Here is a 23,006-nt window from a genome sequence, read left to right as displayed (position 1 = left end):
GACATGATACGCTACCGATCTCGAAACCGTCGCCCGATTCCCGCAAAGAAATCAGAGGAGCAGGCGGTGTCCTCGAAGTCAGGGTCATCCGTGATTTCCGGTCATATACAAGAGCTGCTCGATCGCATACGGACCGAGTCCGGAGACAGCCCGGATATTGTCACCCGGCGTTTGAAGCTGGGCGGTGAGCCTGAGGAGAACTGTGCCATTGTATATTTGAACGGACTCAGCGATCCTGAGATGGTCAACAATTTCGTAATGGATTCTCTTCTGCGTTTAACCCCTGATTTATATAAGGGTGAAGAGCCTGATGCCTTCCTGGACAACATTATGAAGGATGGGCTGTCGATGGGCGAATCCAAAATAATGACCGAATGGAACGACATTATGCTGGCCATTCTGTCAGGGGACACGGTCATCCTGCTGGAAGGTGCTGAGAAAGCCATCGTAGCCGGCACGCAGGGCGGAGAATGGAGATCCGTTACCGAGCCGACCTCCCAGCTTGTAGTTCGCGGACCCAAGGATAGCTTCGTGGAGTCCATCGCTACCAACATATCCCTGATCCGGCGGAGGCTAAAATCCCCCGATCTCTGGCTGGAGACCATGAAAATCGGATCCGTAACCCATACCCACGTAGCTCTTATGTATGTGAAGGGAAAAGCAGATCCCGGGATCGTAAAGGAGATTAAAGAACGGCTGAATGATATCGAGATTGAAGGGATACTGGAATCGGCTTATATCGAAGAATTTATTCAGGATAAAACGGTAACCCCTTTTCCCACGATCTATAATACGGAGCGTCCTGACGATGCCGCCAGTAAATTGCTGGAAGGCAGGATCATCGTCCTGGTAGATGGTACCCCCTTCGTCCTGGTCCTTCCAACGGTATTTGTTCACTTTTTCCAATCCCCCGAAGATTATGCACAGCGATTTGATATTGCGATTGTGATGCGGATTGTCCGTTATCTCAGTTTTATTATTCTGATCCTGGGCCCATCGGTTTATATAGCCCTCACCACCTTTCATTACGAAATGGTGCCGACCTTATTGCTAATCAGTTTGGTTGCTCAACGGGAAGGGGTGCCGTTTCCTGCCTTTGTCGAAGCGATGCTGATGGAAATCGTATTTGAGATTCTGCGTGAGGCCGGGGTGAGGATGCCCAGAGCCATCGGGCAGACCGTCTCGGTTGTTGGTGCTTTGATCCTGGGACAGGCAGTCGTTGAAGCCGGCCTGATTACGCCAGCGATGGTCATTGTCGTGGCTTTAACCGGTATTGCAAGCTTTGCCATACCGGCCTATAACCTATCTATCGCCGGACGCTTGATACGGTTCGCTTTTATGGTGCTGGCCGGCTTGTTCGGATTTTACGGGTTGACGCTGGGATTAATCATCCTTGTTGCCCATATGAATAGTCTCCGTTCGTTCGGAGTTCCCTATTTATCGCCGATCAGTCCTTTTCGATTGCGGAATCAAAAAGACGCTGTCATCCGAATGCCTTTCAAATCGCTCCAAGCGGAAGCCTTGTCCGCATCTCATTCGGGCAGTAATCGAGGTACAGGGGAAGCTGCATCGCAGGAAGCCGGGAATCCATCATCCGGTTTACACAATCGGAATGCCGGAAGGGATAACAGTGATACGGGGGACCAGAAGACGGCTGTTCCGGCCGTTGAGTCCAATCGTAATTAACGTTAGGGGTGTAGCCGGAAAATGTTCAGATACAGATGGTTGATTAGCATTCTCCTGTGCTGCTGCCTGAGCACGATAACAGGCTGCTGGGATGCGACTGAATTGAATAAGCGGGCCATTGTCGCCGGTATCGGCATTGACTGGAAGGAAGAAGAGCAGCAATATATGATTTCCTTCCAGACCATCATCGCGGATGAAATATCCGGCAAAACAGGCAGGGGAGCGACACCTACATCCATATACAAGTCATCCGGAAAAACGATCGTTGAAGCGATGCGTAATACGTCCCGTAAATTGCCGCGTATCCTGTCGCTAGCCCACACGGGGTTGATCGTCATATCCGACGAAGTGGCCAGAAACGGAATTATCGATCTATTCGATTATTTGGATCGTGATTCCGATATTCGATTAACAACCGAAATAATGGTTGCCGCGGAAGGACAAAAGGCAGAAGACGTGGTTGCCGTACTGACGCCTATCGGAAAGATTACGGCTTTTGCGCTTGTACAGAAGATTGAGTTAACCTCAAGGCAGTTAAGCGAGAACTTCCGTGTTGAGGTAGACGATGTCATTCGGGATCTGCTCGTTCCCGGCGGCGGGCCTGTCATTAACGGCGTCATGATCGAAGGAGATGAGCAGCAAGCCGTAAAGAAATCCAATCTCGAAAGCTCGAAGAGTGCAGGCCTGGGTGTTATTTCTAATCTGGCTATTTTTAAAGGAGACAAACTTAAAGATTGGATGACCAGGGAAGAGAGCAAGGGAACCGTGTGGATCAAGGATAAAATGCATACAACGCCATTAAATATAAGTCTTGAACATGGACAAGGCGAAATTGCATTGGATGTCATGCGATCGAAGACCCGGCTGGAAGTGAAATTTAAAGAACCGCTTCAACCCGTTATCCACATATTCGTTGAGCCTAATTTCTCGATCCGGGAAGTGATAAGCGACATCGACCTGCGGAATCCGGAATCGATGAGAACGCTTGAAGCAGCTGCTAACCAAGAGGTGGGTCGTATTCTGAAATCAGCCGTGAAGAAGTGTCAGAAAGCGAATAGTGATATCCTCGGATTCGGTCAAACGGTAGAACGCGCCAGACCAGAAGCCTGGCACAAAATGAAGGGTCGGTGGGATGTGATCTTTCCGCAGTTGGAAGTGGAATATCATGTGAAATCCGTTGTGCGTAACTCTCAGATGAGAGATCGCTCCTTTAAATACAACATGAACAACCAGTAAAGGGGAGCTTAAAGGTGAAGGTGAAAATCAGTCCGCTGCAGTTCTTCTCGCTGCTGGTTCTATTTCAGTTTGGAACGACGCTTGTCGTGAACATGGGACTGCAGGCCGGTAAGGATTCCTGGATTGGGCTGCTGATTGGCATGGTGATCGGGACGATGATGTATTCGCTGAATGTTTATTTGTACACCATGTTTCCTGATCATCTGCCGACGGTTTATTATCGAATATTGCTTGGGAAATATTTAGGGGGATTGGTGGGAGTATCATACTGCGTGTTTTACCTGTATACAGGCTCCAGAGATATCGTAGATGGAGGGTTGCTGGTAATGGCTTCGGCAGCCCTTAAGGAGACCCCGCTTCTCATTGTCAATTTGATCATGGTGATGACCGTCGCTTTTGTGCTGCATCAAGGATTGGAGGTGCTTGGGCGCACCGCTTTGATATTCTTGGCGATTGTTCTGCTGATCGGCGTATTCAGCGCTCTGGTTATCGTATTTTCCGTAATCGTGGAAGTCCATCGCTTGCTTCCTGTTCTGGGTAATGGCGTACAACCCATCATTCAATCCGTAGTGAAAAAAAATATGCACTTCCCGTTTGGGGAGCTGATTGTTGCTACAGTTCTCCTTCCACATCTGAGCCGGCAGAAGAGCGGGATCAAGGCGGGGTATTGGGCTATTTTATTCAGCGGAACGATGCTGGCGCTAACCTCTGCCGTTACCATTTCCGTCCTTGGCGAGAACATTGTGGAGCGTTCGGTTTTTCCTTTGCTGACGATGGTCGGAAAAGCCAATATTTCGGAGTTCATTGAACGGACGGAAATTTTGATCGTGATGGTTCTGATTATTGGTGTGTTTTTTAAAATAAGTCTGTATTATTATGCCGCATTGATCTCTGCATCCGAGCTGTTCAACATTCCCTATCAAAAATTGATCTATCCATTCGCTTTAATCATGCTCGGGAACTCGATGATTCTTGCCCGTTCGTATAGCGAGCATCTCATGAAAGGAAGCCAGCATCTATATATGGTTCTCCCTATATTTTCAATCGCTGTCCCCTTGGTGCTTGTTGTGATCGGTTTGATTCGCAGAGCAAGCTCCAAAGGAAAGACAAAGTCCGACTCTAGCTCCGGTTCATGAATCATGTCCCGCGTTTCCAGGACATTGGGTTGAATCACGGGGCTTTTTATTTTTGAATGCTCGGTAACAATCAGGAAGGATCAGGAGGCATAGCAGCACCGTAACCGTCAGCTTCTCTACGATGGAGAATAGAGTGAACTGCCAGTTGATCATAAAGTTGTACCATGGGAACCCGAACAGACAATCTGTAAGCACGGTATAAGACAGGCAGAGAGTACCTAACAGCAGGGTGATCGCATATTTTTTGATATACATCGTTACTTCCTCGCATTTCCTATTGTTTATGACTTGCCAATCCATGACAACGTTGTATTAGTATGAAGGGTTTATTGAATAAACATACAAAGAAGAGTTGTATCCAATCGAACCAAGCGTTGAAAAGGGTCAATATATGAACCGACAGGAACAGAAGTTTAGCAAAATGCCGTTTATGGATGGGCCTAAGGGTTATAGATCTTTTATAATGGAAATGGATCGTGAACTTTAGCTTAGGGAGGGAGAGCTGGTGATGAAGAAACGTCAAGGCGTGAGAAGGCTGCTGGCCGGTATCATGACGGCAGTGATAGGGATAACCGGTTGCATGTCATATGGAGGAGAAGTTTGGGCTGTGGACACATCCTCAGGCAGACCTATCGAAGTTCGAGTGAATGGAGGTCGGCTTCTGCTGGAATCGCCTCCCTTTATTCATAACGACAGGGTGATGGTGCCTTTCCGCGGCATTTCAAGAGCGATGGGAGCCGAAGTTCGCTGGGATCAAGCCAAGCAGACGGCCATTGTGAGTAATGGTAAACATACGACAAGCTACACTGTGGGGCAGAATCACGCCATCAAGGACAGCAAAGCTGTAACTCTGGATGCCCCGCCACTGCTCAAGGATGGACGTGTTTATATCCCGCTTCGCTTCTCGGCAGAGGGTCTTGGGGGCAAGGTTGTCTGGAATAACCAGGCTAAAGAAGCTATGATCTATCCGCTGCTCACACCGAAGGAGGCAGAAACTGCCCTGTCCAAGAAGAGTAATCAGGCAATAACACTTTTGAAAAACAAGGATTTTGAGAAGCTTGCCGAGCTAGCTCATCCCGATGGGATTACCTTTTCCCCTTATGCGCATGTTGATCGGCAGAAGGATGTCACACTTAGCAAGCAGCAGCTGAGGAAGGGATTTAACCACGACACCTTATACCGCTGGGGCGAGTATGATGGCAGCGGAGAACCGATCTCCATGAATTTTGAGAGCTATTATCATAAATTCGTTTATACCCTTGATTTTGCCGCAGCGCCATGGATCGGTTACAACCAATCCAAGAGCGAAGGAAATACGGTGAATAATGCAAGCAGCCAGTATAAGGGAGTTGTCATCGTCGAGTAATATTACGAAGGAGTTCATCCTGATTATGCGGGGATGGATTGGGAAAGCCTCCGGCTTGTATTTGAACCACATGGAGAGGAGTGGGTGTTGTCTGGCGTGATACATGATCAATGGACGATCTGAAAATAGACTTGTTCTGTCGAAACCATTATGAAGTTTGATGGTTTCGACAATTTTTTAAAAAAATGCTTGCTTTTTAACTTTGAGCATTATATACTCTTAATTACGGTGATCAACTCGATCACGAATTACATAACATGCGGTCGTGGCGGAATTGGCAGACGCGCACGGTTCAGGTCCGTGTGGGCTAACCCCCGTGGAGGTTCGAGTCCTCTCGACCGCATCTATGAAGCAAAGCTGTTTTTCAAGTGAAATTTAACTTGAAGAACAGCTTTTTTCGTTCCTCTTCATGTGGTAATCGCGTTATACTAAACTGGAGGAACCGTTCATCTTTAGGGTGAATTCAATGGAGTGGATTTATAATATTTGGCCTGTTAGCAGAAGTTACTGGCGGGTTATTTTGAATACAAGGGGTGTGATCCTGTGATAAAACCTCGAAAAGGGCTGGGCTTTATTTTGTTGATACTCGTTGCTGTGAGTTTATCTGTTGGATGTCAACCATCGGATAAGGGGAATGTCGCTGAGCGATCGGTGGAATCTTCGAAGGAGGATACCCGGAAGGCAGAGCCCTCTACCGGCACAGAAGAATCTTTAGGTGGAGGGGATCACGCGGCAGGAAGCGGTGCCGTCGCAGAACAGGATGATACGGACGTTGCTCCAGACAATCAGGCCGCTGAACCCGATGTGGATTTAGCGGATGTGACGGCGGTCCGGCTCATTAATCATAGCTCGGGCTGGATCGGCGGAGAAGGCTGGATAGCTTTTAGTGATAACGGTGGCACGGAATGGGAGGTTCAGGCTCAGCCAAAAGGCACCGTACGCCAAATCTTTGCGCTAAATGGCAAGCAGGCTTGGACTGTGATGGAGAATAACGATCTGTACCGCACAACGGATGGCGGTGAGACATGGATTCGGATTGGAAGCACGCCGAATGCCGGATTTCTCCATTTCATCTCGCCTGAAACAGGATTCAGCGGGCAAGCTAAAACCGAGGATGGGGGTCAAACCTGGAGCAGCCTGGATATACCGGATACGACCGCCGGCAGTCCTGTCACTGGAGCTATCACCGATGAAGCTACCAGAGCTCCCAAGAACGAAAAGGATGCGTCAGGATCGCTGTATGTTGTTAACACGAAACCCCATAACTGATTCATAACAAAGAAGACCGAGGCTCTCCGGTCTTCTTTTTCTGGTTATGCCTCCAATCTCAGCAAGAAAGAGGCAGAACGATGAACATCATATCGTTCATTTAGGGAGCTCTTTAAGGTAGCTCTTTAAATATTACTCGTGAGCCCAGCCATAGACCAGCGGCAACTCCGAATAAGCCGAAGAGGGCCACCAGAACGATCAGATTAAAGGAGTGCCAACCAAGCAGGAATCCAATACCGCTTCCCATGGTTGTTCCGGTGAGCAATCCCAGTGCAGCGCCAATCTGCTTATGACGTAACGTCATACTCACTCACCTCAATTGTTGGATGATGCGAACGGAATGTTACTTGTATTCCCTGATCGTCTGGAAATATGCCATAACAGAAAATATGCCCGGCTTAGCCGGATCGACCCGGCAAGCTGAGCATTGGTTGGAATCATAAGTATGGTTACGTTATAACAGCAGTTTTAATTATGAATTTTGCTTTAATGCGCAATCTGCGAATAGAACAGATTTAGGGATCCGGAAGAACTGTTCTGCTTTTTCCTGGAACGCTGCGGATGGTACGGTACCCTGGTGCAGCCATTTGCGGAATGTGCCGGGATGTACGCCGATCCAGCGGCTAACATCGCTTACCGACAAGTCATGAACCATGCACAGGCCAGTCAGAATCCGATTGCTGACGGGTGAGCGTGTCAGGGTGCGTTTCATGAAGCGGGAAGGTGCCGGCTGGCAGATTATAGGTGACTTGTCCAGCAGTTCCTCCCTGAAGAGAATGTGACGGGGATAACCCAAATAGTCGCAGGCCTTCTCCAGGTTGTTTTTTCCGGGAACGCGCCCCTCATATACCCATGCGCTGACACTACGGGAGGATACTCCCAGTTCCTCGGCCAATTGCGACAATTTGATATCGTTGGCCATAAGTACGGCTAGTAGGACGCGGTTGCGAATTTGGCAGCGGGTCGGCCGGCGAAAGCGCTTGACTCGCACACCTTTCCCCAAATATTTACGATTGATCAGGGACCACGCCTCAATGGAGTGTTTTTCTTGCTGCAGTTGTGTAGGCATAATTCCTCCGATTTTTTTAACACAATACTACAATATTCGACACTCACTTTTCAATAGCCAATTCTAAAACAATTGTTTCCATTTCGTTGTTACCTGATTTATAAGTCGGACGTATTGGTCCGATAGACCTACTCGTTTAAATGATTATTATAAAGTATTGTTCGTTTTTTGGTGGATATTACAGGTGTGAATGGCGTTTACATCGGGATTTTATAGAGTTAAACACGAACAATTGATGAAATACCACTTGACTCATTCGTGAATTCGTTTTATATTAACAATGGTTGATGAAGAAAAAAAGATGCTTATTCGTATATCCCTGAAAATAAGGTTCAGGGGTTTCTACAAGGGACCTTAAATTCCTGACTACGAATAGGATGCGCAAGCATACCTATTCGGAGCAGGATTTTTTTGTGCCCGAATAGCGGTGTGCACAAAGCGACAGTCAAACACACAGGGGGATATGATGAGCAAATATGATGTTATCGTTGTTGGTGCCGGTCCGGCCGGTATTTTCGCTTGTTATGAACTGACGTTAAAGTCACCAGGCAGCAAGGTGCTATTAGTTGACAAGGGACATGATATTTACCGGAGAAGCTGCCCGATCCTGGAGGAGAAGATTAAGCTCTGTCCACCGGCAGTAGGACGTAAGGAATTTGCCGGTTGTTTGCCGGCTTGCTCGATTACAGCCGGATTTGGCGGGGCAGGAGCATACAGCGACGGCAAATTCAACATAACCACGGAGTTTGGCGGCTGGATGACCGATTATTTGCCAGGCTCCAAAGTCATGGAGCTCATCCAATATGTGGACGCCATCAATCTGGAGCACGGAGCAACACCTGCCATTACGGATCCGACAACAAATGCGATCCGGGATATTGAACATCGTGGATACGCAGCGGGCCTGAAGCTGCTTCGCGCTCAGGTAAGACATCTTGGAACCGAGCAGAATTTGGAGATACTGAAGTCGATATATGAATATTTGAAGACAAGAATTGATATGGCTTTTCGGGCGGAGGTCGAGGACATTGTCACCGTCAAAGAAGACGGAGCCCATCGCGTTACCGGCATCGCAATGAAAGGCGGGGAGGTCCATGAGGCGAATTTGGTGATGGTCGCCCCTGGCCGTGACGGCTCTGCCTGGTTGACCAGTGTATTGAAAAAACGCAGATTGAAAATGCATAATAACCAGGTGGACGTGGGCGTTCGGGTTGAAACCTCGGATGTGGTCATGCGCGAGATCAATGAGCATTTGTATGAAGGCAAATTCATCTTTAACACCTCGGTGGGAACCCGGGTGCGTACGTTCTGCAGCAATCCTTCCGGTCATGTTGTGGTTGAGAACCATAGCGGGGTTATGGCAGCCAATGGCCATTCTTATAAAGATCCGGCATTGGGATCGGCCAATACGAACTTTGCGCTGCTCGTATCCCATAAGTTTACGGAGCCGTTTGACAAGCCTAACGAATATGCGCGTGAAATATGCAAGCGGGCTAACGATCTATCCAGCGGCGGGGTTATTGTGCAGAAATACGGGGACGTGCTCCGCGGCCGGAGATCCACCGAGGGCCGAATTCGCGAAGGGTTTCTGGAGCCGACGCTGAAGGAAGCCGTTCCAGGTGATCTTGGCTTGGTGCTGCCGTACAACACCATGAAAAGCCTGATCGAGATGGTCGAAGCGCTTGATCAAGTCACGCCGGGAATCGCGTCGGAGCACACGCTGTTCTACGGGGTGGAGGCCAAGTTCTACTCCGCCAGACCGAAGCTGACGGAGTCCTTCGAGACGGAAATTAAGGGACTTTATTGTGGCGGGGATGGTGCGGGCATTACCAGGGGGCTTGCTCAGGCAGGAGCCGCCGGCATCTGGATTGCCCAGAACATGCTGAACCAATTAAGTTCGTGATTCAGCGTCATTCCCTTAAATAGAGTGTTGATTTCAGGAGCACGCTCTGGTGTAAGCCAGACGCTGCTCCTATTTGATCAGATCTGGCGCTGCCGATCTATCCGATATGTTGGTGGGAGCGATTTCTTTTTCCGGACGAACGGGGTATGATAGATACGAAAGATTTACATACATGCTAGAGATGGAGGAACGGACGATGATTAAACATATTGTTTTTTTCAAATTGAAGGACTCATCCGCAGAGAATATTGAGAAGACGGTGCAGGTGCTGCGCGATATGGAGAGCAAGATTCCGATGCTTAGATCCCTTGAGGCGGGCGCAGATGTAGTTCGCTCGGAGCGCTCATATGACTTGGCTTTGATCGTTGAAGTGGACAATCTTGAAGATTTGCAAGCATATGCCGTTCATCCTGTTCACCAGGAAGTGATCCAGTACATCAATACGGTGAAAGATCATACGCTTAGCGTTGATTTTGAAGTGTAGGCATTGATATAGACTTACAACAACGGGTGGAGGAGATTTGCGGTGTATTATGTAAATCAAGAACAAATTGAACGGCGGCTGAGCGCGATTCCTGAAATTGCGGAAGGGTTGCGTGCTTCGGCACAATCATGGGACGGAGGCCTGGTGCTGGGGTTGGTTCAGGAGCGTGCGCTTCATCTGGCGATCGAAGTCGTGACGGATGTCGGCAGCTACTTGATTGACGGATTTATTATGCGGGATGCCAGCAGTTATGAAGATATCATGGATATTAATCATGAGGAAAAGGTGTTCCCCGAAGAGGTTCATAAGGTGCTGCTGGAGCTGGTCCGATTGCGCAAACCGCTCGTGCAGGACTACTATGATTGGGACAGGCATACGCTTCATTCTTTGACCCCGATTCTGCCTGATGTTCTGGAGAAATTTGCGGGAAATGTCCGTGAGTATTTAAAGAACGAGATGTACTAATGGTTGTATAGTTTTCACAAGAAAGAGCCCATGATCCATGGGCTCTTCCATACACATGATCCATAACAGGCCTTTAGGGAATCCCTGAACGGTCTGTTTTTTGTTGGTGTTATCTCAAGCGCTTGCATGTTCCGAAATTGCGGGGTAACTCGTGGTTCTGCTGTGCTGGAATAAAAAAATCGCCGATGTTGTGTCAAGACAAGCCCATGCTGCTTATAATGCATCAAGCGACTAGGCATTCGCCCGGTCGGACGAAAGGAGGAGTTCCCCATGACAGAATGGAGTGCGCTGGCTGCTGCCATCGGTATCGTTCTGATCGCGGTTGCGGCGGTGATCATGATGGTGTCGGTTAAAAGGCTGATCGGGCGGGCCGAGACCATGCTGGGCCGGCTTGAGGAAGACAGTGCCCGATTGACACAGGAAGCCTCGCAAGTGCTGGTGCAGGCATCCGTCTCGCTAGAGATGATACAGCGTCAGCTGGCGGCAGGCGAAGCTTTTGCCGCTTCCATGTCCGATGCTGCGTCAGCGGTAGCCAAGACGGCCGATGCGGTTCATGCTGTAGGGAAAAAAGCTTCCATAACCGCCATTGAGCATCTGGAACGTGCTCGCCTCGATAATGAACGGCAGATCGGGGAGATGTTCCGGTGGGTTGATGCCGGAATGACGCTTTGGCATTCATGGAACAAGTACACCTCCAAATCCGGCGAAGGGCAAGCCAAATAGAAGGAGAGATGGAATATGAAAGAGAAGAGCAAAGGACTCCTCTGGGGAGTATTGATCGGCAGTGTTGCAGGTTCTGTTACCGCACTTCTTCTGGCTCCAAAATCCGGCAAAGAGCTTCGGGATGACATTGCCGACGGCGCCCGCGGCATCGGCACCAAGGTGCAGGAGGCAGCAGAGAAGGTAGGAGAGCAGGGCGTTAACCTGATCGGCATCATGACGGATCGGGCGGAGAACGTGATCTCCGACATTCAGTCCTGGCGCAACCGGCAAGAAAGCTGGCTGGCGGAAGAGGAAATTGCGCAGGTTTCCTCGTTTGACGAGGACTTTGAAGAAGATGCCTATGTTCCCTCTGCTGCGGAAGTGAAGGTCAACGACTAATTCAGGATCAGATCTTCAGCACTCATTTACGAGGATAAGGATTACGCCAAAATACATGAAAGCCGGGGCGGCAAACAGCCCCGGCTTTGCTGTGTATAACTACTCGAAAGATAAAGACTACTTTTCCTTGTTCCTGTAATGAAAATTCGGCGAGCGGATGTCGTTATGATAAGAGTTGTGGAAAATATGTGTTGTAGCTGGCGAGACCGGAGGAATCAGCCAACTCCAATCCCCTGTGAGCTCCCGCCCGGCCTGCTGTTCCCGCTGTTCAAACAAACCGAACTGGGATGCTGCCGAATGATGGTCCACGATGCTAACGCCAGCTTTTTTATAAGAATAGAGGACGGCAGCATTGAGCTCGACCAATGCGCGATCTCTCCATAAGGTCGTTTCGCTGGAAGTATCCTGCCCCATCAGCTTGGCGATAAGCGGAAGCTTGTTGTAGCGCCCTTCGTCTGCAAGGTTACGGGCTCCGATCTCGGTTCCCATATACCAGCCGTTGAACGGTGCGGCCGTATACATAATGCCGCCGATTTCAAGCAGCATGTCCGAGATGAGAGGCACCCCATACCATTTTATCCCTTCCTCTTTCAGAGCTGGAAATTCGGGATGCTCCAAGGGGACCTCCAGCACGTAGGATTTCGGTATCGGAAGCCACTCCGGCGGCTCATTCCCCTGCTGCACAACCAGCGGCAGCACATCATAGTCGGTCAAGTCTCCCCGCCACCCCAACTCCATGCATTCCTTCGTGAAGGATAGGGAAGCCGGGTCGCCAACCGTCCCGTCCGGCGTTTCGTAACCCGCATACCGAATCAATTGGTGGTTTTTGATCATCAATGGGGCCTCCCCTGGACGTGCAGCCCTGAAAATCGTAATCATAGGCATGATTTTTCCGCCATTGGTGGCACTCTCGATATGATGAAGGAGTGCTGAGAAAATGTCAGAGGTCTCGGTTAAGTGCCTGGCATCGACTACCTTTAGGCGATCCCAAAACAGTCTGCCGATACAGCGGTTGCTGTTTCTCCAAGCCATTTTGGCCCCATGCGTCAGTTCCTCAAGCGTATGCTCATATGTACCTGTCAGCTTGATCTGTGAGCGGATGTCCATGAGCCGGGCCTCGGCTTCTTCCGGGGTACGGTTTAATTCTGCATAACAAAGCTCGATAAACTGCTTCGCAGCTTCCATAAGGTCGATATGATGTATGTTGTCCTTCACGTAAAATTCTCCTTTACTGTACGCGCGCTTACTATAGTATAAACTACCTGCGGTCAGCGACTGGCGCAAGAGTCCTACAATTGATTGAACAAATTACCAGCCGTCTATTGCAGCAGCGATCTTGTTGAAGATAGGGGGGAATTGGGGTAAGATTTAAGGTACATTTCGATCCGAAATGACATATGGTATCACTGTAAACCATGAATATGACAAGAAGGAAGCGGTGGGTTCGTGCAGCAAGCAATCGCAATACTAGACTCGGGTGTCGGCGGGCTGACTGTCGCTAAAGAAGTGATGAGACAGCTCCCGAGAGAGAAAATTATTTACTTCGGAGATACAGCCCGCGCACCCTACGGACCCCGTACGCCGGAAGAAGTCCGTTTATTTACGGAGCAAATTGTAGATTATTTAATTCAGTATGATCCTAAAATGATTGTGATCGCCTGTAATACCGCTACGGCGGCGGCGCTTGATTATATTTCGTCCAAAGTGCCTGTACCCGTCATCGGTGTCATTCACCCAGGGGCGCGTGCCGCCATAAGTGCAACGAAGACCGGTAACGTCGGCGTGATCGGTACAGTCGGAACCATTGGCAGCGGAGCATATACAGCGGCTCTGAAACAGCTCTCGCCTTACGTCGAGGTGGAAAGCCAAGCCTGTCCCGAACTGGTGCCGCTCGTCGAACACGGATTGTTCCGATCCAAGGATGCTCTGCAGGTGGTGCAAGAATCCTTGAGAGGCATCAAGGATACCTCCATTGATTGTCTGATCCTGGGGTGTACTCACTATCCGTTCCTGATGAATACGATTCAAACGGTCATGGGGCCGTCAGTGAAACTGATCAGCTCCGCCGATGAAACAGCTCGCGAGGTCAGCACGATTCTGTACGATAAAGGCCAGCTTGCGAGCAGCATGGAGAGCCCGGTGCATCAATTCTTCTGTACTGGAGATCCGGTTATTTTTCAGAGCATCGCAACCGAATGGCTCGGAGATCATATCAAGCGGACACCTGTTGTCTGGCAAATTACAAGGCTATAATTCACCATTCATACTAAGAGCTAATCCAGAATGAATAAGAGCAGAAAACGCAGGCAGGACAAGGGATAAGACCTTGTCCTGCCTTTATTATTTTCAGTGCCAAGTTTAGAAAAGGAGCGGGATATGGCGCGGTTTTCGATCATTTGCATCATACATGTTGGACAACCGGCTGCTCATATACATGGAATGGACGCTAATTGAAGCGGCTTTGCCGCGGAAAGGAATCCATTATGCAGCAATATGTCGTACAGAAAGGCGATACGCTAAGACGCGTGGCTGCCAGATATAGTCTGGCGTATGAACAGCTGATTACGGCGAATCCATGGGCGGCACAGCAGCCGTATCTCCAGCAGGGGCAAATGCTCTATCTTCCTGCATCGCTGCGCCGAAGGTATGTCATCCAGGAACATGATACCTTTGATAGTATTGCCAATACGTTCCGGTTTCGGAAGGAAGCCTTGGAAGAACTGAATCCCGGATTATCGGCTCATCATCTGCCGCAGGGGAAAACGATCGTTCTGCCGGGCACCACGCCTAGGCGTATGATACGATTAACCGGCGAATACGGACCGGGGGATCTGGAACGCGATATACAAGAGATGCAGCTGCGTTACCCTGTTATCGAGTGGAGTGTCATCGGCCGAAGCGTGCTCGGCAAACCGCTATATGCAGCCAAAATCGGTAAAGGCCCTAAGAACCTGCATATCAATGCAGCACTCCATGCCAATGAATGGATCACAACCCCGTGCCTGATGCGTTTCATGGAGGAGTACGGCAGGGCATTATCGCAAGAGTCACCGGTTTATTTTCAGGAGCCGGATGCCTTGTACCGGAACTATACGTTATGGGTTGTGCCGATGGCAAACCCGGATGGAGTAGAGCTTGTACAGGAAGGAGTCACTCCTTCGCATCCCTATTATGAGCGTCTGCTCGAGTGGAATGGCGGACGCGAGGATTTTCGGCGCTGGAAGGCTAATATAAACGGCGTGGATTTGGGTGACCAGTTCCCTGCGCATTGGCATGAGGAAGTTGCGCGAAGGGGGAAAATCTGTCCATCCCCGCAGGATTATGCGGGGACTAAGCCGCTAAGTGAGCCGGAAGCCGAAGCTGTCTATCAGCATACACTATCGATATCTCCGGAACGGGCCATTTCCCTTCACAGTCAAGGGCGGGAAATCTATTGGAATTACAGGGACTATGAGCCTCCGGAAAGTGAGGATATGGCCAGAAGATTAGGTCAGGCGGGCGGTTACAGGCCAGTGAAGCTGCAGGGCAGTGATGCGGGATACAAGGATTGGTTCATTCAGCATTACCGAAAACCGGGCTTTACCGTGGAGATTGGTTATGGGGTGAATCCGCTGCCGCTTGAGGATTTCGAGGATCTGTGCGTCGAGGTGGGATCCATTCTAGCTGCGTTTATGTCTTTGGAATAGCATAGTTTGAAACGAAAAGCTTCTATTCCACGTATAATAATAGAAGATGTCGGCCGCTGCTTTTATGGATCACAAGGCAGCGGCCTCTTTTCATGCTTTTTGCTGCCGCCCCCGGAATACGTGTTGCCGGGATTTCTTAGAGATTTGTTAATTGGGTAATATATAGACATGCTGCCTGGAATGGAGGGAACAACATGAAGTGGAGAAGATTATGGTCGCTTCGGCGCTGGTCGCACGTATTCCAGCGGATATTCGGTTATTTAACCTCTTCCCGGGTTTCACTCGGGGACAAGCTGTTATTTCTGGTTCCGGTTGTGCTGTACTGGGTGCTGCCGGACTTTATGCCATTGCTGCCGATCGACGATATCGGAGTCACGATGCTGCTGATGAATTGGTTCGTATCCCGCGTCGAGCGGAAATATCCAGGTGTGCTCGGTGAAGCTCAAGGCCCCGCCAAGCGCGTACGGTAAACGAGCTTTTCGGACGTAAATATACGGACAGGACCCTTGCGAAAAAACCAGCAGGGGTCTACAATAACATATTGAATGAAACATCCGTGAGGAGATGAATATACGTGAAATGTAAAATTACCCGTAATGCCGCCAAGGTGTTAAAGAGAGAGCTGGACAAGGAAGAGAACAAGGACAAGAAAATTCGTGTACTGGTAACCCATGCGCATGGTGATCATGCCCACTACGGTCTGGATCTGGATACGCCGAAGGAAAATGATGTCGTCGTATCCACAGATAAAGAGATCGACGTCATTTTGGAAGCGGGACAACCTTTCCTGGACGGCGTCAAAATCGACTATCTTTATTTTCCTCAGGAAGGCTTTGTGATTACGAATCCGTCCCAGGGCAATCACGGCGACCACTAGGTTACTTCAGAATAAAGAAGGTAATGTACAATGGCTAATGATATTCGCGTCTGCGAGAAGTGCAGACATACGAAGTTAAAGACAATAATCCCGAAAATTAAGAAAATGGTACCGGATGCCGACATTAAGATCGGCTGCAAATCCTATTGCGGTCCTTGCGGCAAACGCGCCTTCATGTATATCAATGGCCGTTATGTCAGCGCGCCTACAGAGGATGAAGTGCTGGCAAAGGCGCTGCCGTTTGTGAAATAACAAACAACTGGCTGTTTGTTACTTCAGAATCGAAGTTTCGCGGAAAATTCCCATTCTTCGGGTATAGTTCCTGGCTCAGCCATCCATGCTAAGGGGGCAGCAGGAACAACAACTTTAGAAGGGAGCATCCGTCATGAACAGTCACGATTCCAGTCTTCATTCCAACAGTCCCAGCAACAGTGCGCTAGATTCCGTGGAGAAGCTGCACCGTGCCGTATCCTCGGCAATGTCCCACCCGACGGAACAGCTGATTCAGCAAGCGGAGAATTCGTTATCCCATACGGAGCAAGCGGTCGCCCAAGTGATGGAGCAGGGGAACGCAAACGCCGTGGAATTGGCGGAAGAGTTGTTAGGCGAAGAGAAGGAACGTCTGTCCAAGCTTCGTTCAGCTAAAAAGTAGTTTAGGATCCTGTGCAGTCCGTTCAGTAGCTTTCGAGCTAATGAACGGGCTTTTTTTAATTTATATACGCATTTGAATTATATACTTGATTCCGATATATTATTCTGTTAAATTGTTGTCATGGATAGAACAAGTTTAATAAAAGGGCATTTGGAGATGTGCGTATTGGCCATTCTGAGTCATGGCAAGAGTTATGGTTACGAGATTATGAAGGAGTTGGAGAAACACCGACTGAAATTGAAGGGAGTAGGAAGCATCTATCCCATCCTGTCCAAGCTGAAAGATCAGGGATGGGTGACGGATACGAGGGAGCTTAGCGAGAGCGGCAAAGCCAGAGTATATTACGAAATAACGCCAAGCGGAGATTTGTTTCTGGATAAGAAAATCCAGGAGTGGGAGGAGCTGCAGCAGGATATTCGATCATTGCTCTCATCGAATGTACAGCGAATGGCAGATGGCGTGGAACAGGAGAGCCAGAGATGATGACATTATCCTATGAAGAAGAACAATTTATCGCGGACGTTCGCCGCGAGTTGATACGGTACGAAATGACGTCAAACCAGGTGGAAGCCGTTGTCGAACAGATCCGGGAACATCTGGAGGCAAGCCGGGAGCACGGGGAGTATGGTCTTGAAGATCTGGGCTCTCCCGTTATGTATGTCAGGGATTATGCAGAGGTGCAAGGTTTGGTTAGAGTGCAAGACGCCATGGACCTCGAGTCTGTTCCTGAAGAACCTCCGGGACAGCGCAGCTGGCGGCTGCGCGTATGGGGCTTTCTGAAATATTCGCTGGTTTTTGCGGCGGTCTATATCATATGTCAGCTGTTATTTTCCTTCGCATTAACGACGGCATGGGTGAAGGGGTATGAGATAACCGGCTTCAATCTGCTGTACCGAATATCCGATCAGACGTGGTGGAATATGATGTTGATCGTATTCAGCCTTTCGATTTCGGCGCTCGTTACAATTCTGGCCCATGTCTTCGGTAAAAGAAGAAAACATAGAGATCTCCTCCCGTTTACAGAAGGAGGAAACGTATTGTGAGAAAGAAGTGGACGTATGTCGTATTAACCGTACTGGCTTTCGTGCTTCCGACATGGGGGAATGTTGTTGAAGCAGAAGAACTCATGGCTGATAAGGTTGACCTCTACATGAAAGCGGCGATGGAGGAATATCAAATTCCGGGTCTTTCCGCTGCCATCGTGCAGGATGGGGACATCGTGTTTACGAACAGTTATGGTGTTACAGCAGAGGGCAGTACGGTCAGCTCCAAAACTCCATTTTTACTCGGATCTCTCTCCAAATCCATGACGGCGTTAGGGATTGTCCAGCTTGTGGAGTCGGGCCAGGTCGAATTGGATGAATCCGTTGGGACCTATTTGCCGTGGTTTGCAGCTGAAGCGTCTTCTGAGGTATCTTCAATAACGATAAGGCAATTGCTGGCTCAGACGAGCGGATATAGTACATATACGGGCTTGGCGTATTCCGATGTGGGTGCGAAGGATGCTTCTGCCCTGAAAAAGATTGTGAGCAATCTCTCCAACGCAAAGCTTAGCAGACCACCAGGGGAACAACATCAGTACAGCAACGCCAATTACATGATCCTGGGAGCTGTTCTGGAGGAGGTGTCGGGTCAATCCTATGCCGATTATATGGAGCAGCATGTGTTTGGCCCGCTGGGCATGAGTACGGCTGCAGCCGATGAGGAGCGGGCGGTTCAAACCGGATTTGAACATGGGTATCAATCGTGGTTCGGCTATCCGCGAGTGAGCAGCGTCCCCTATGACAATAGCGGTGCTTCTTATGGTTATATCTCGGCGAGTATCGACGATATGGCGCGGTATCTCCAATTTTTGCTCCAAGATAATGACATGTTGCTTAGTCGGGAATACAAGGAGCTGCTCCTGTCGCCTTTAGTTCAGCATCGACCGGATCGTGCTTATGGTTTTGGCTGGAGAATAAGCGAGACGGAACAAGGCGAGAGGCTGGTATGGCACTCCGGATCAACACCGGAAGCACGGGCGGAAATCTTCTTCGTCCCTGAACAGGGCGTAGGGGCCGTTATTTTAACCAACAAGGACCACATTCTGGAGGAAGCCAGATTGATTCAGGTCTCCAAGGATTTGAGAGGGATATTAGACGGACAAGACCCGAAGCCGCCTTCCGCTGGAATCCATCCGGTGATTTGGGGATTGGCGGTAACTTTGATCATTCTGCTCGCTATCGTGATATGGATGCTGCTAAGAATGCAGAAACGCAGCTTGAAGTTATATCTCACGCTCCCGCTAAGCTTGGTTCTCTTTGCGATTTCAGCTGGCATCATTCCGCTCTTCACGCGGCTGACAAGCTCCCCTTGGAATTCCATACGACTCTTTGCACCGGACATTGCCTATATGACGCTGGGGATTGCAGCTAGTCTGGCATTGATGGCGCTTGTGCTGATGTACGGAACGCTTGTCAGCCGTAGGGAACATCTTGAGTCGATTACCCGGCGCGCTTGATATGAAATGCAATCAGTAAAAAGATGGTCCCCCCATAAATCCAGCTTGGTGTGTGTTCGGACATTGCCTAGCCCCAAAAAACAAACCAGGCCGATGAGCGAGATCAGCCTGGTTTGTTTCGTTTAGCTGCCTCAGTCAACAGCGATGAGAGGCTAAAATAAGATTTGAAATTTACTAACGTTAGGCCCGGTTATCGGGTATTCGCTTCACCCTGTGCTTTAAATAGCTTCAGCAGGTCATACGTGATCACTTGATCGGAAATCCGCAGCTGCTCCTGTGTCTCATCATATCCGTCACGGCATGCCTGGATGTCAGTTGGCTGACGCGTTGTCAGATCGTAACAGGTTCCACCTTCAAGCCCGGCCGTCTCGGTGGGCAGGTAGAACACCTTCCCATCGGAAAAAGCGCCGCTGCGCAGCGGAATCAGACGCGGTTCATCATCAAACAGATGGCTGCCGATCCAGTAATACGGCTCACCCGATACACCGAGAAGATGAAGAATACTTGGTGTCACGTTCATCATGCCGGCGGCCTCCGGGTAAACTCCGGCATGCCCTCCATCAGGCAGGCGGATGAGGAGGGGAACCTGGTTCATGATTTGCTCCATGTCGAGTGCATTCAGGTCTCGTCCCAGGAATTTCTCATAGTCTGCTTTTTCCTTGATCGAATTGTCGTGATCCCCATAGATAAGCAATATGGTGTTATCCCACAACCCTTGCTGTTTCATCTGCTCGACGAACTGGCCGAATGCTTCGTCAACATAGTGGATCGACTGCAGATAGTTTCCGAATATCGAGCCTTCGAAAGCCCCTGTATCCAGCTTCGCAGCATCCTTGGGGACATAATACGGATGATGGCTCGTTAACGTAATGAGGAAGGAATAGAAGGGCTGTTTGATGCCTTTCATATGATCCAGTGATTGCGCGAAGAACGCTTTGTCGCTTAATGACCATCCCTGCACATCGTTCATTTCAAAATCCTTCTTGCTGTAAAAACGGTCGTAATTCATTTCCCGGTACATCGTGGTACGGTTCCAGAAGCTGCTGTCATAGGCATGGAATACGTTTGCTCCATAACCCTGTTCTTTCAGAATCTCCGGAAGGGTATCGTACTCGCGGTCAGCATATCGCGTGAATACGGAACCTGTGGGGAGCGGAAGCAAGGAGCTGTGCGTGACAAAATCCGCATCGGACGTTCGCCCTTGACCGGTTTGATGATAGAAATTGCTGAAATACATACTGTCCTTCATCAATCGGTTGAAGTTAGGGGTAATTTCCTGACCCTCGATCGACTGGCCGATGACAAAATTCATAAAGGCCTCCGTCTGAATCATGATGACATTGCTGCCTTTATACTTGCCGAACAAGGCGCCCGTATCGGACGGCTCCATACGCTTGGCATCAAACCATGCCTTGACCTGGTTGACCTCTTCCTCTGCCAGCTTGGGCTGCCCCACGAGATGATCTCGTCCATAACGGTAGATATCATATCCGTGAAAGCCGATCAGTCCCGTCACATTATACAGCGTAATATTCCACCAATTGCCTTCAAAGAGGCCTACGGCCCATGTATTGGACGCTTTCTTGATCGGAACGAAAGTCATGATCATGCCCAGGATGAACACAAGCGTGCCTGTAACCGCACGGCGAATGATCCGGTTCCGCCGATGCTGGCGATATTCACCCGGGAGTGCATAGGTTTCCAAGGTGATTCTCCGTTTGCGGAATACCATCACGGCAGTAAACGGGACAATAATAAGCCAATCGATAAAAAAGAACAGATCGTACGCATGTATCAGGGAACGTATGCTATCCCCGAGGGAACCGACTTGTCCAGCCTGCATAAGGACCGGCACGGTTATGAAATCATCGAAATAGCGGTAATAGATCAAATCCGCGTACAGGATCCCTGTCCATAAGAGATTTAATAAAGTTAATGCTGCAAGTCGGCCTCTTGGCGGAAGCCACAAGGTCCAGAAGGAGATCAGCAGGAGCGAACCGACAGCGATCACATAGTCTGCCTGATCCAGCTTCATGTTGGTAATATGGAGATGATGATCAAGCATGATCAGCTTGTACATCATGAGGATAAGGAATAATAAATATGCGGTGTACCGGTAATGCAGCCCTTTGGAGACCCGGCTTCGGATATCGCTCCATGATGGGGATGAGAGCACGTGGGTATCCTCCTTTTTTTGAAAAACATCCTTTAATCACAGTCTTCTTATTATAGCTTGGCCCGGATGACCGAGCAAAAAAAGCCGCCCAAGGGCGGCGTTTGCAAGAAGCGTCATTTCGTTATTCCGCCGATTTGTTACGCGGCGGCAAGGGGCCCAGGTATTGATAATACTGACATTCGATCCGGCCATTGAACAGCTTGCGGCGCTTGTCCGCCTTGCGGCCGAAGTAATGCTCAAACTGCTTGGTCGGGCTGAGCGCGAAGAAGGACCAGGTCGGAAGTGAATGCGTTACGGATCCGAGCTGGCGAATGAGACGCTCAACCTCCTCTTTCTCGCTTAACCGCTCGCCATATGGCGGATTGGTGATGATACAGCCGAATTCGCCCTCAGGGATGGCTTTGGCTGCAGGGAGAACCCTAAAGTCGATTTCGCCGGCAAGTCCCGCACTTTTGGCGGCGGCCTTGGCTACTTCGATCGCTTTCGGGTCGATATCGCTTCCGGCAATATGCAGCGGAATATCGTCCTTCACAGCGTCAAAAGCTTCCTCGCGCGCATCCTCCCAGAGGTTGTCCCCAATAATATCCCAATGCTCGGACGGGAACGAGCGGCGCAGGCCGGGAGCAATATTCCAGGCCATCATCGCGGCTTCGATCAGAATGGTGCCCGAACCGCAGCACGGGTCATAGAGCGGACGATGAGGGCCCCAGCGGCTTAATTGCAGCAGAGCGGAAGCCATGGTTTCCTTCAGCGGAGCTTCCGTAACCAGCTTGCGATAGCCGCGTTTATGAAGGGCTGGTCCTGTGGTATCAAGGGTCAGTATGGCTCGATCCTTCAAGAGAGAAACCTCGACTACATAACGGGGGCCGTCCTCGGGGAACCATTCCGTACGGTGCGAGAGCTTCAGCTTCTCCACGATTGCTTTTTTCACGATGCCCTGACAGGCGGGAACGCTGCTAAGCTGCGATTTATGGGAACGCCCTTCCACAGGGAATTCGCCATCAGCAGGAATCCACTCTTCCCATGGAAGAGCTTTGGTTCCTTCAAAGAGCTCGTCGAAGGTAAAGGCTTTAAACTCACCCATCTTGACGAGAATACGGTCGGACGTCCGGAGCCACAGATTGCAGCGGCAAATATCAATCAGGTCACCTGAAAAGGTAACTCTACCATTCTCTACTTCCATGTCGGTGTACCCGAGCTCTTTCAACTCGCGGGCAACGACGGCTTCCAGCCCCATCGGGGCCGTCGCGATCAATTGTAATCGAGGCATTAACGATGTCAACTCCATTTAACATGTGTACGGCGATAGTCGCCGCCGGTTCAATCTATATAGTATAGGCGATTGCATTGACTAAGACAATTATCATATGATAGTTCTCGTTAGGTTTAACGGGAAACAA

At 49.7% G+C, this 23,006-nt stretch carries 25 protein-coding genes, 1 tRNA gene and 1 riboswitch; of the genes, 20 read left to right on the top strand and 6 right to left on the bottom strand.

The features are described 5' to 3' along the window. The first annotated feature begins 3 nt into the window (after nucleotides 1–3). Genes M4D81_RS11160 through M4D81_RS11150 form a run of 3 tightly spaced genes read left to right on the top strand, consistent with a single transcriptional unit; the run spans nucleotide 4 to nucleotide 4,058 of the window. On the top strand, nucleotides 4–1,686 hold the full coding sequence (locus M4D81_RS11160) for a spore germination protein (protein ID WP_071223148.1): 1,683 nt from the start codon (nucleotides 4–6) through the stop codon (nucleotides 1,684–1,686). A gap of 21 nt (nucleotides 1,687–1,707) precedes the next feature. Further along, on the top strand, nucleotides 1,708–2,922 hold the full coding sequence (locus tag M4D81_RS11155) for a Ger(x)C family spore germination protein (RefSeq protein WP_260066262.1): 1,215 nt from the start codon (nucleotides 1,708–1,710) through the stop codon (nucleotides 2,920–2,922). Nucleotides 2,923–2,936: 14 nt separating this feature from the next. Continuing rightward, a complete protein-coding gene (locus M4D81_RS11150) occupies nucleotides 2,937–4,058 on the top strand; it encodes a GerAB/ArcD/ProY family transporter (RefSeq protein WP_071223146.1) in 1,122 nt (373 codons plus the stop codon). On the opposite strand, the gene M4D81_RS11145 is transcribed toward M4D81_RS11150, so the two are convergent. After that, entirely contained in the window at nucleotides 4,053–4,313 is a 261-nt protein-coding gene (locus M4D81_RS11145) for a YczF family membrane protein (RefSeq protein WP_260066260.1), read from the bottom strand. The genes M4D81_RS11150 and M4D81_RS11145 overlap by 6 nt on opposite strands. Nucleotides 4,314–4,566: 253 nt before the next feature. On the opposite strand from M4D81_RS11145, the gene M4D81_RS11140 reads away from it, so the two are divergent. From M4D81_RS11140 to M4D81_RS11130, 3 genes are all read left to right on the top strand, one after another. Further along, a complete protein-coding gene (locus M4D81_RS11140; RefSeq protein WP_260066259.1) occupies nucleotides 4,567–5,424 on the top strand; it encodes a copper amine oxidase N-terminal domain-containing protein in 858 nt (285 codons plus the stop codon). A 259-nt stretch (nucleotides 5,425–5,683) separates the two neighbouring features. Next, nucleotides 5,684–5,767: transfer RNA gene (locus M4D81_RS11135), tRNA-Leu, on the top strand. Nucleotides 5,768–5,967: 200 nt separating this feature from the next. Next, on the top strand, nucleotides 5,968–6,693 hold the full coding sequence (locus M4D81_RS11130) for a WD40/YVTN/BNR-like repeat-containing protein (RefSeq protein ID WP_260066258.1): 726 nt from the start codon (nucleotides 5,968–5,970) through the stop codon (nucleotides 6,691–6,693). Between the two features lie 112 nt (nucleotides 6,694–6,805). Here M4D81_RS11130 and M4D81_RS11125 read toward each other — a convergent pair whose 3' ends face one another. Beyond that, nucleotides 6,806–6,997 (bottom strand): hypothetical protein, encoded by a 192-nt coding sequence (locus M4D81_RS11125; RefSeq protein ID WP_260066256.1) that lies wholly within the window; start codon nucleotides 6,995–6,997, stop codon nucleotides 6,806–6,808. Nucleotides 6,998–7,165: 168 nt separating this feature from the next. Next, nucleotides 7,166–7,762: a helix-turn-helix domain-containing protein gene (locus tag M4D81_RS11120; RefSeq protein WP_260066254.1), complete on the bottom strand. Its 597-nt coding sequence runs from the start codon at nucleotides 7,760–7,762 to the stop codon at nucleotides 7,166–7,168. Between the two features lie 289 nt (nucleotides 7,763–8,051). After that, a riboswitch (purine riboswitch) is annotated at nucleotides 8,052–8,151 on the top strand. A gap of 77 nt (nucleotides 8,152–8,228) precedes the next feature. Between M4D81_RS11120 and M4D81_RS11115 the strand changes: the two genes are divergently transcribed. The 5 genes from M4D81_RS11115 (at nucleotide 8,229) to M4D81_RS11095 (ending at nucleotide 11,715) form a co-directional block, all read left to right on the top strand. Further along, the gene (locus M4D81_RS11115) at nucleotides 8,229–9,665 is read left to right on the top strand and encodes an NAD(P)/FAD-dependent oxidoreductase (RefSeq protein ID WP_260066402.1); all 1,437 of its coding nucleotides are present in this window, start codon (nucleotides 8,229–8,231) and stop codon (nucleotides 9,663–9,665) included. A gap of 196 nt (nucleotides 9,666–9,861) precedes the next feature. Continuing rightward, nucleotides 9,862–10,149, top strand: coding sequence for a Dabb family protein (locus tag M4D81_RS11110; RefSeq protein WP_260066252.1), 288 nt, complete (start codon nucleotides 9,862–9,864; stop codon nucleotides 10,147–10,149). A 42-nt stretch (nucleotides 10,150–10,191) separates the two neighbouring features. Further along, on the top strand, nucleotides 10,192–10,614 hold the full coding sequence (locus tag M4D81_RS11105) for a DUF86 domain-containing protein (RefSeq protein ID WP_260066250.1): 423 nt from the start codon (nucleotides 10,192–10,194) through the stop codon (nucleotides 10,612–10,614). Nucleotides 10,615–10,884: 270 nt separating this feature from the next. Next, nucleotides 10,885–11,337: a DUF948 domain-containing protein gene (locus M4D81_RS11100; protein WP_260066248.1), complete on the top strand. Its 453-nt coding sequence runs from the start codon at nucleotides 10,885–10,887 to the stop codon at nucleotides 11,335–11,337. Between the two features lie 15 nt (nucleotides 11,338–11,352). Next, a complete protein-coding gene (locus tag M4D81_RS11095) occupies nucleotides 11,353–11,715 on the top strand; it encodes a YtxH domain-containing protein (protein ID WP_260066247.1) in 363 nt (120 codons plus the stop codon). Between the two features lie 117 nt (nucleotides 11,716–11,832). Here the strand turns inward: M4D81_RS11095 and M4D81_RS11090 are convergent, their stop codons facing one another. Beyond that, nucleotides 11,833–12,930 (bottom strand): nitric oxide synthase oxygenase, encoded by a 1,098-nt coding sequence (locus tag M4D81_RS11090; protein ID WP_397376671.1) that lies wholly within the window; start codon nucleotides 12,928–12,930, stop codon nucleotides 11,833–11,835. A gap of 231 nt (nucleotides 12,931–13,161) precedes the next feature. Between M4D81_RS11090 and racE the strand changes: the two genes are divergently transcribed. From racE to M4D81_RS11045, 9 genes are all read left to right on the top strand, one after another. Beyond that, on the top strand, nucleotides 13,162–13,968 hold the full coding sequence (gene racE / locus M4D81_RS11085; RefSeq protein ID WP_194543909.1) for a glutamate racemase: 807 nt from the start codon (nucleotides 13,162–13,164) through the stop codon (nucleotides 13,966–13,968). A gap of 230 nt (nucleotides 13,969–14,198) precedes the next feature. After that, entirely contained in the window at nucleotides 14,199–15,401 is a 1,203-nt protein-coding gene (locus M4D81_RS11080; RefSeq protein ID WP_260066245.1) for a M14 family metallopeptidase, read from the top strand. Nucleotides 15,402–15,595: 194 nt separating this feature from the next. After that, the gene (locus M4D81_RS11075) at nucleotides 15,596–15,871 is read left to right on the top strand and encodes a hypothetical protein (RefSeq protein WP_260066243.1); all 276 of its coding nucleotides are present in this window, start codon (nucleotides 15,596–15,598) and stop codon (nucleotides 15,869–15,871) included. A gap of 104 nt (nucleotides 15,872–15,975) precedes the next feature. Beyond that, entirely contained in the window at nucleotides 15,976–16,278 is a 303-nt protein-coding gene (locus M4D81_RS11070; protein WP_071223134.1) for a heme biosynthesis protein HemY, read from the top strand. Between the two features lie 30 nt (nucleotides 16,279–16,308). After that, nucleotides 16,309–16,530, top strand: a complete 222-nt coding sequence (locus M4D81_RS11065; RefSeq protein WP_071223133.1) for a YuzB family protein — start codon at nucleotides 16,309–16,311, stop codon at nucleotides 16,528–16,530. Nucleotides 16,531–16,663: 133 nt separating this feature from the next. After that, nucleotides 16,664–16,930: a hypothetical protein gene (locus tag M4D81_RS11060; RefSeq protein ID WP_071223132.1), complete on the top strand. Its 267-nt coding sequence runs from the start codon at nucleotides 16,664–16,666 to the stop codon at nucleotides 16,928–16,930. 120 nt (nucleotides 16,931–17,050) lie between these two features. Then, complete coding sequence (locus M4D81_RS11055; protein ID WP_074961966.1) at nucleotides 17,051–17,413, top strand: PadR family transcriptional regulator; 363 nt, start codon at nucleotides 17,051–17,053, stop codon at nucleotides 17,411–17,413. After that, on the top strand, nucleotides 17,410–17,973 hold the full coding sequence (locus tag M4D81_RS11050) for a DUF1129 domain-containing protein (RefSeq protein ID WP_260066239.1): 564 nt from the start codon (nucleotides 17,410–17,412) through the stop codon (nucleotides 17,971–17,973). The genes M4D81_RS11055 and M4D81_RS11050 overlap by 4 nt, the downstream gene beginning before the upstream one ends. Continuing rightward, nucleotides 17,970–19,430, top strand: coding sequence for a serine hydrolase domain-containing protein (locus tag M4D81_RS11045; RefSeq protein WP_260066238.1), 1,461 nt, complete (start codon nucleotides 17,970–17,972; stop codon nucleotides 19,428–19,430). The genes M4D81_RS11050 and M4D81_RS11045 overlap by 4 nt, the downstream gene beginning before the upstream one ends. A gap of 190 nt (nucleotides 19,431–19,620) precedes the next feature. Here the strand turns inward: M4D81_RS11045 and M4D81_RS11040 are convergent, their stop codons facing one another. Then, nucleotides 19,621–21,606 (bottom strand): LTA synthase family protein, encoded by a 1,986-nt coding sequence (locus M4D81_RS11040; RefSeq protein WP_260066237.1) that lies wholly within the window; start codon nucleotides 21,604–21,606, stop codon nucleotides 19,621–19,623. Between the two features lie 121 nt (nucleotides 21,607–21,727). Continuing rightward, the gene (locus M4D81_RS11035) at nucleotides 21,728–22,876 is read right to left on the bottom strand and encodes a THUMP domain-containing class I SAM-dependent RNA methyltransferase (RefSeq protein ID WP_071223127.1); all 1,149 of its coding nucleotides are present in this window, start codon (nucleotides 22,874–22,876) and stop codon (nucleotides 21,728–21,730) included. Nucleotides 22,877–23,006: the final 130 nt, after the last annotated feature.

The organism is Paenibacillus sp. p3-SID867 (assembly GCF_025142895.1).
Taxonomy (GTDB): Bacteria; Bacillota; Bacilli; order Paenibacillales; family Paenibacillaceae; genus Paenibacillus_AQ.
The sequence above is the reverse complement of the archived record's forward strand: the minus strand, read 5'-3'. Positions and strand labels throughout refer to the sequence as shown.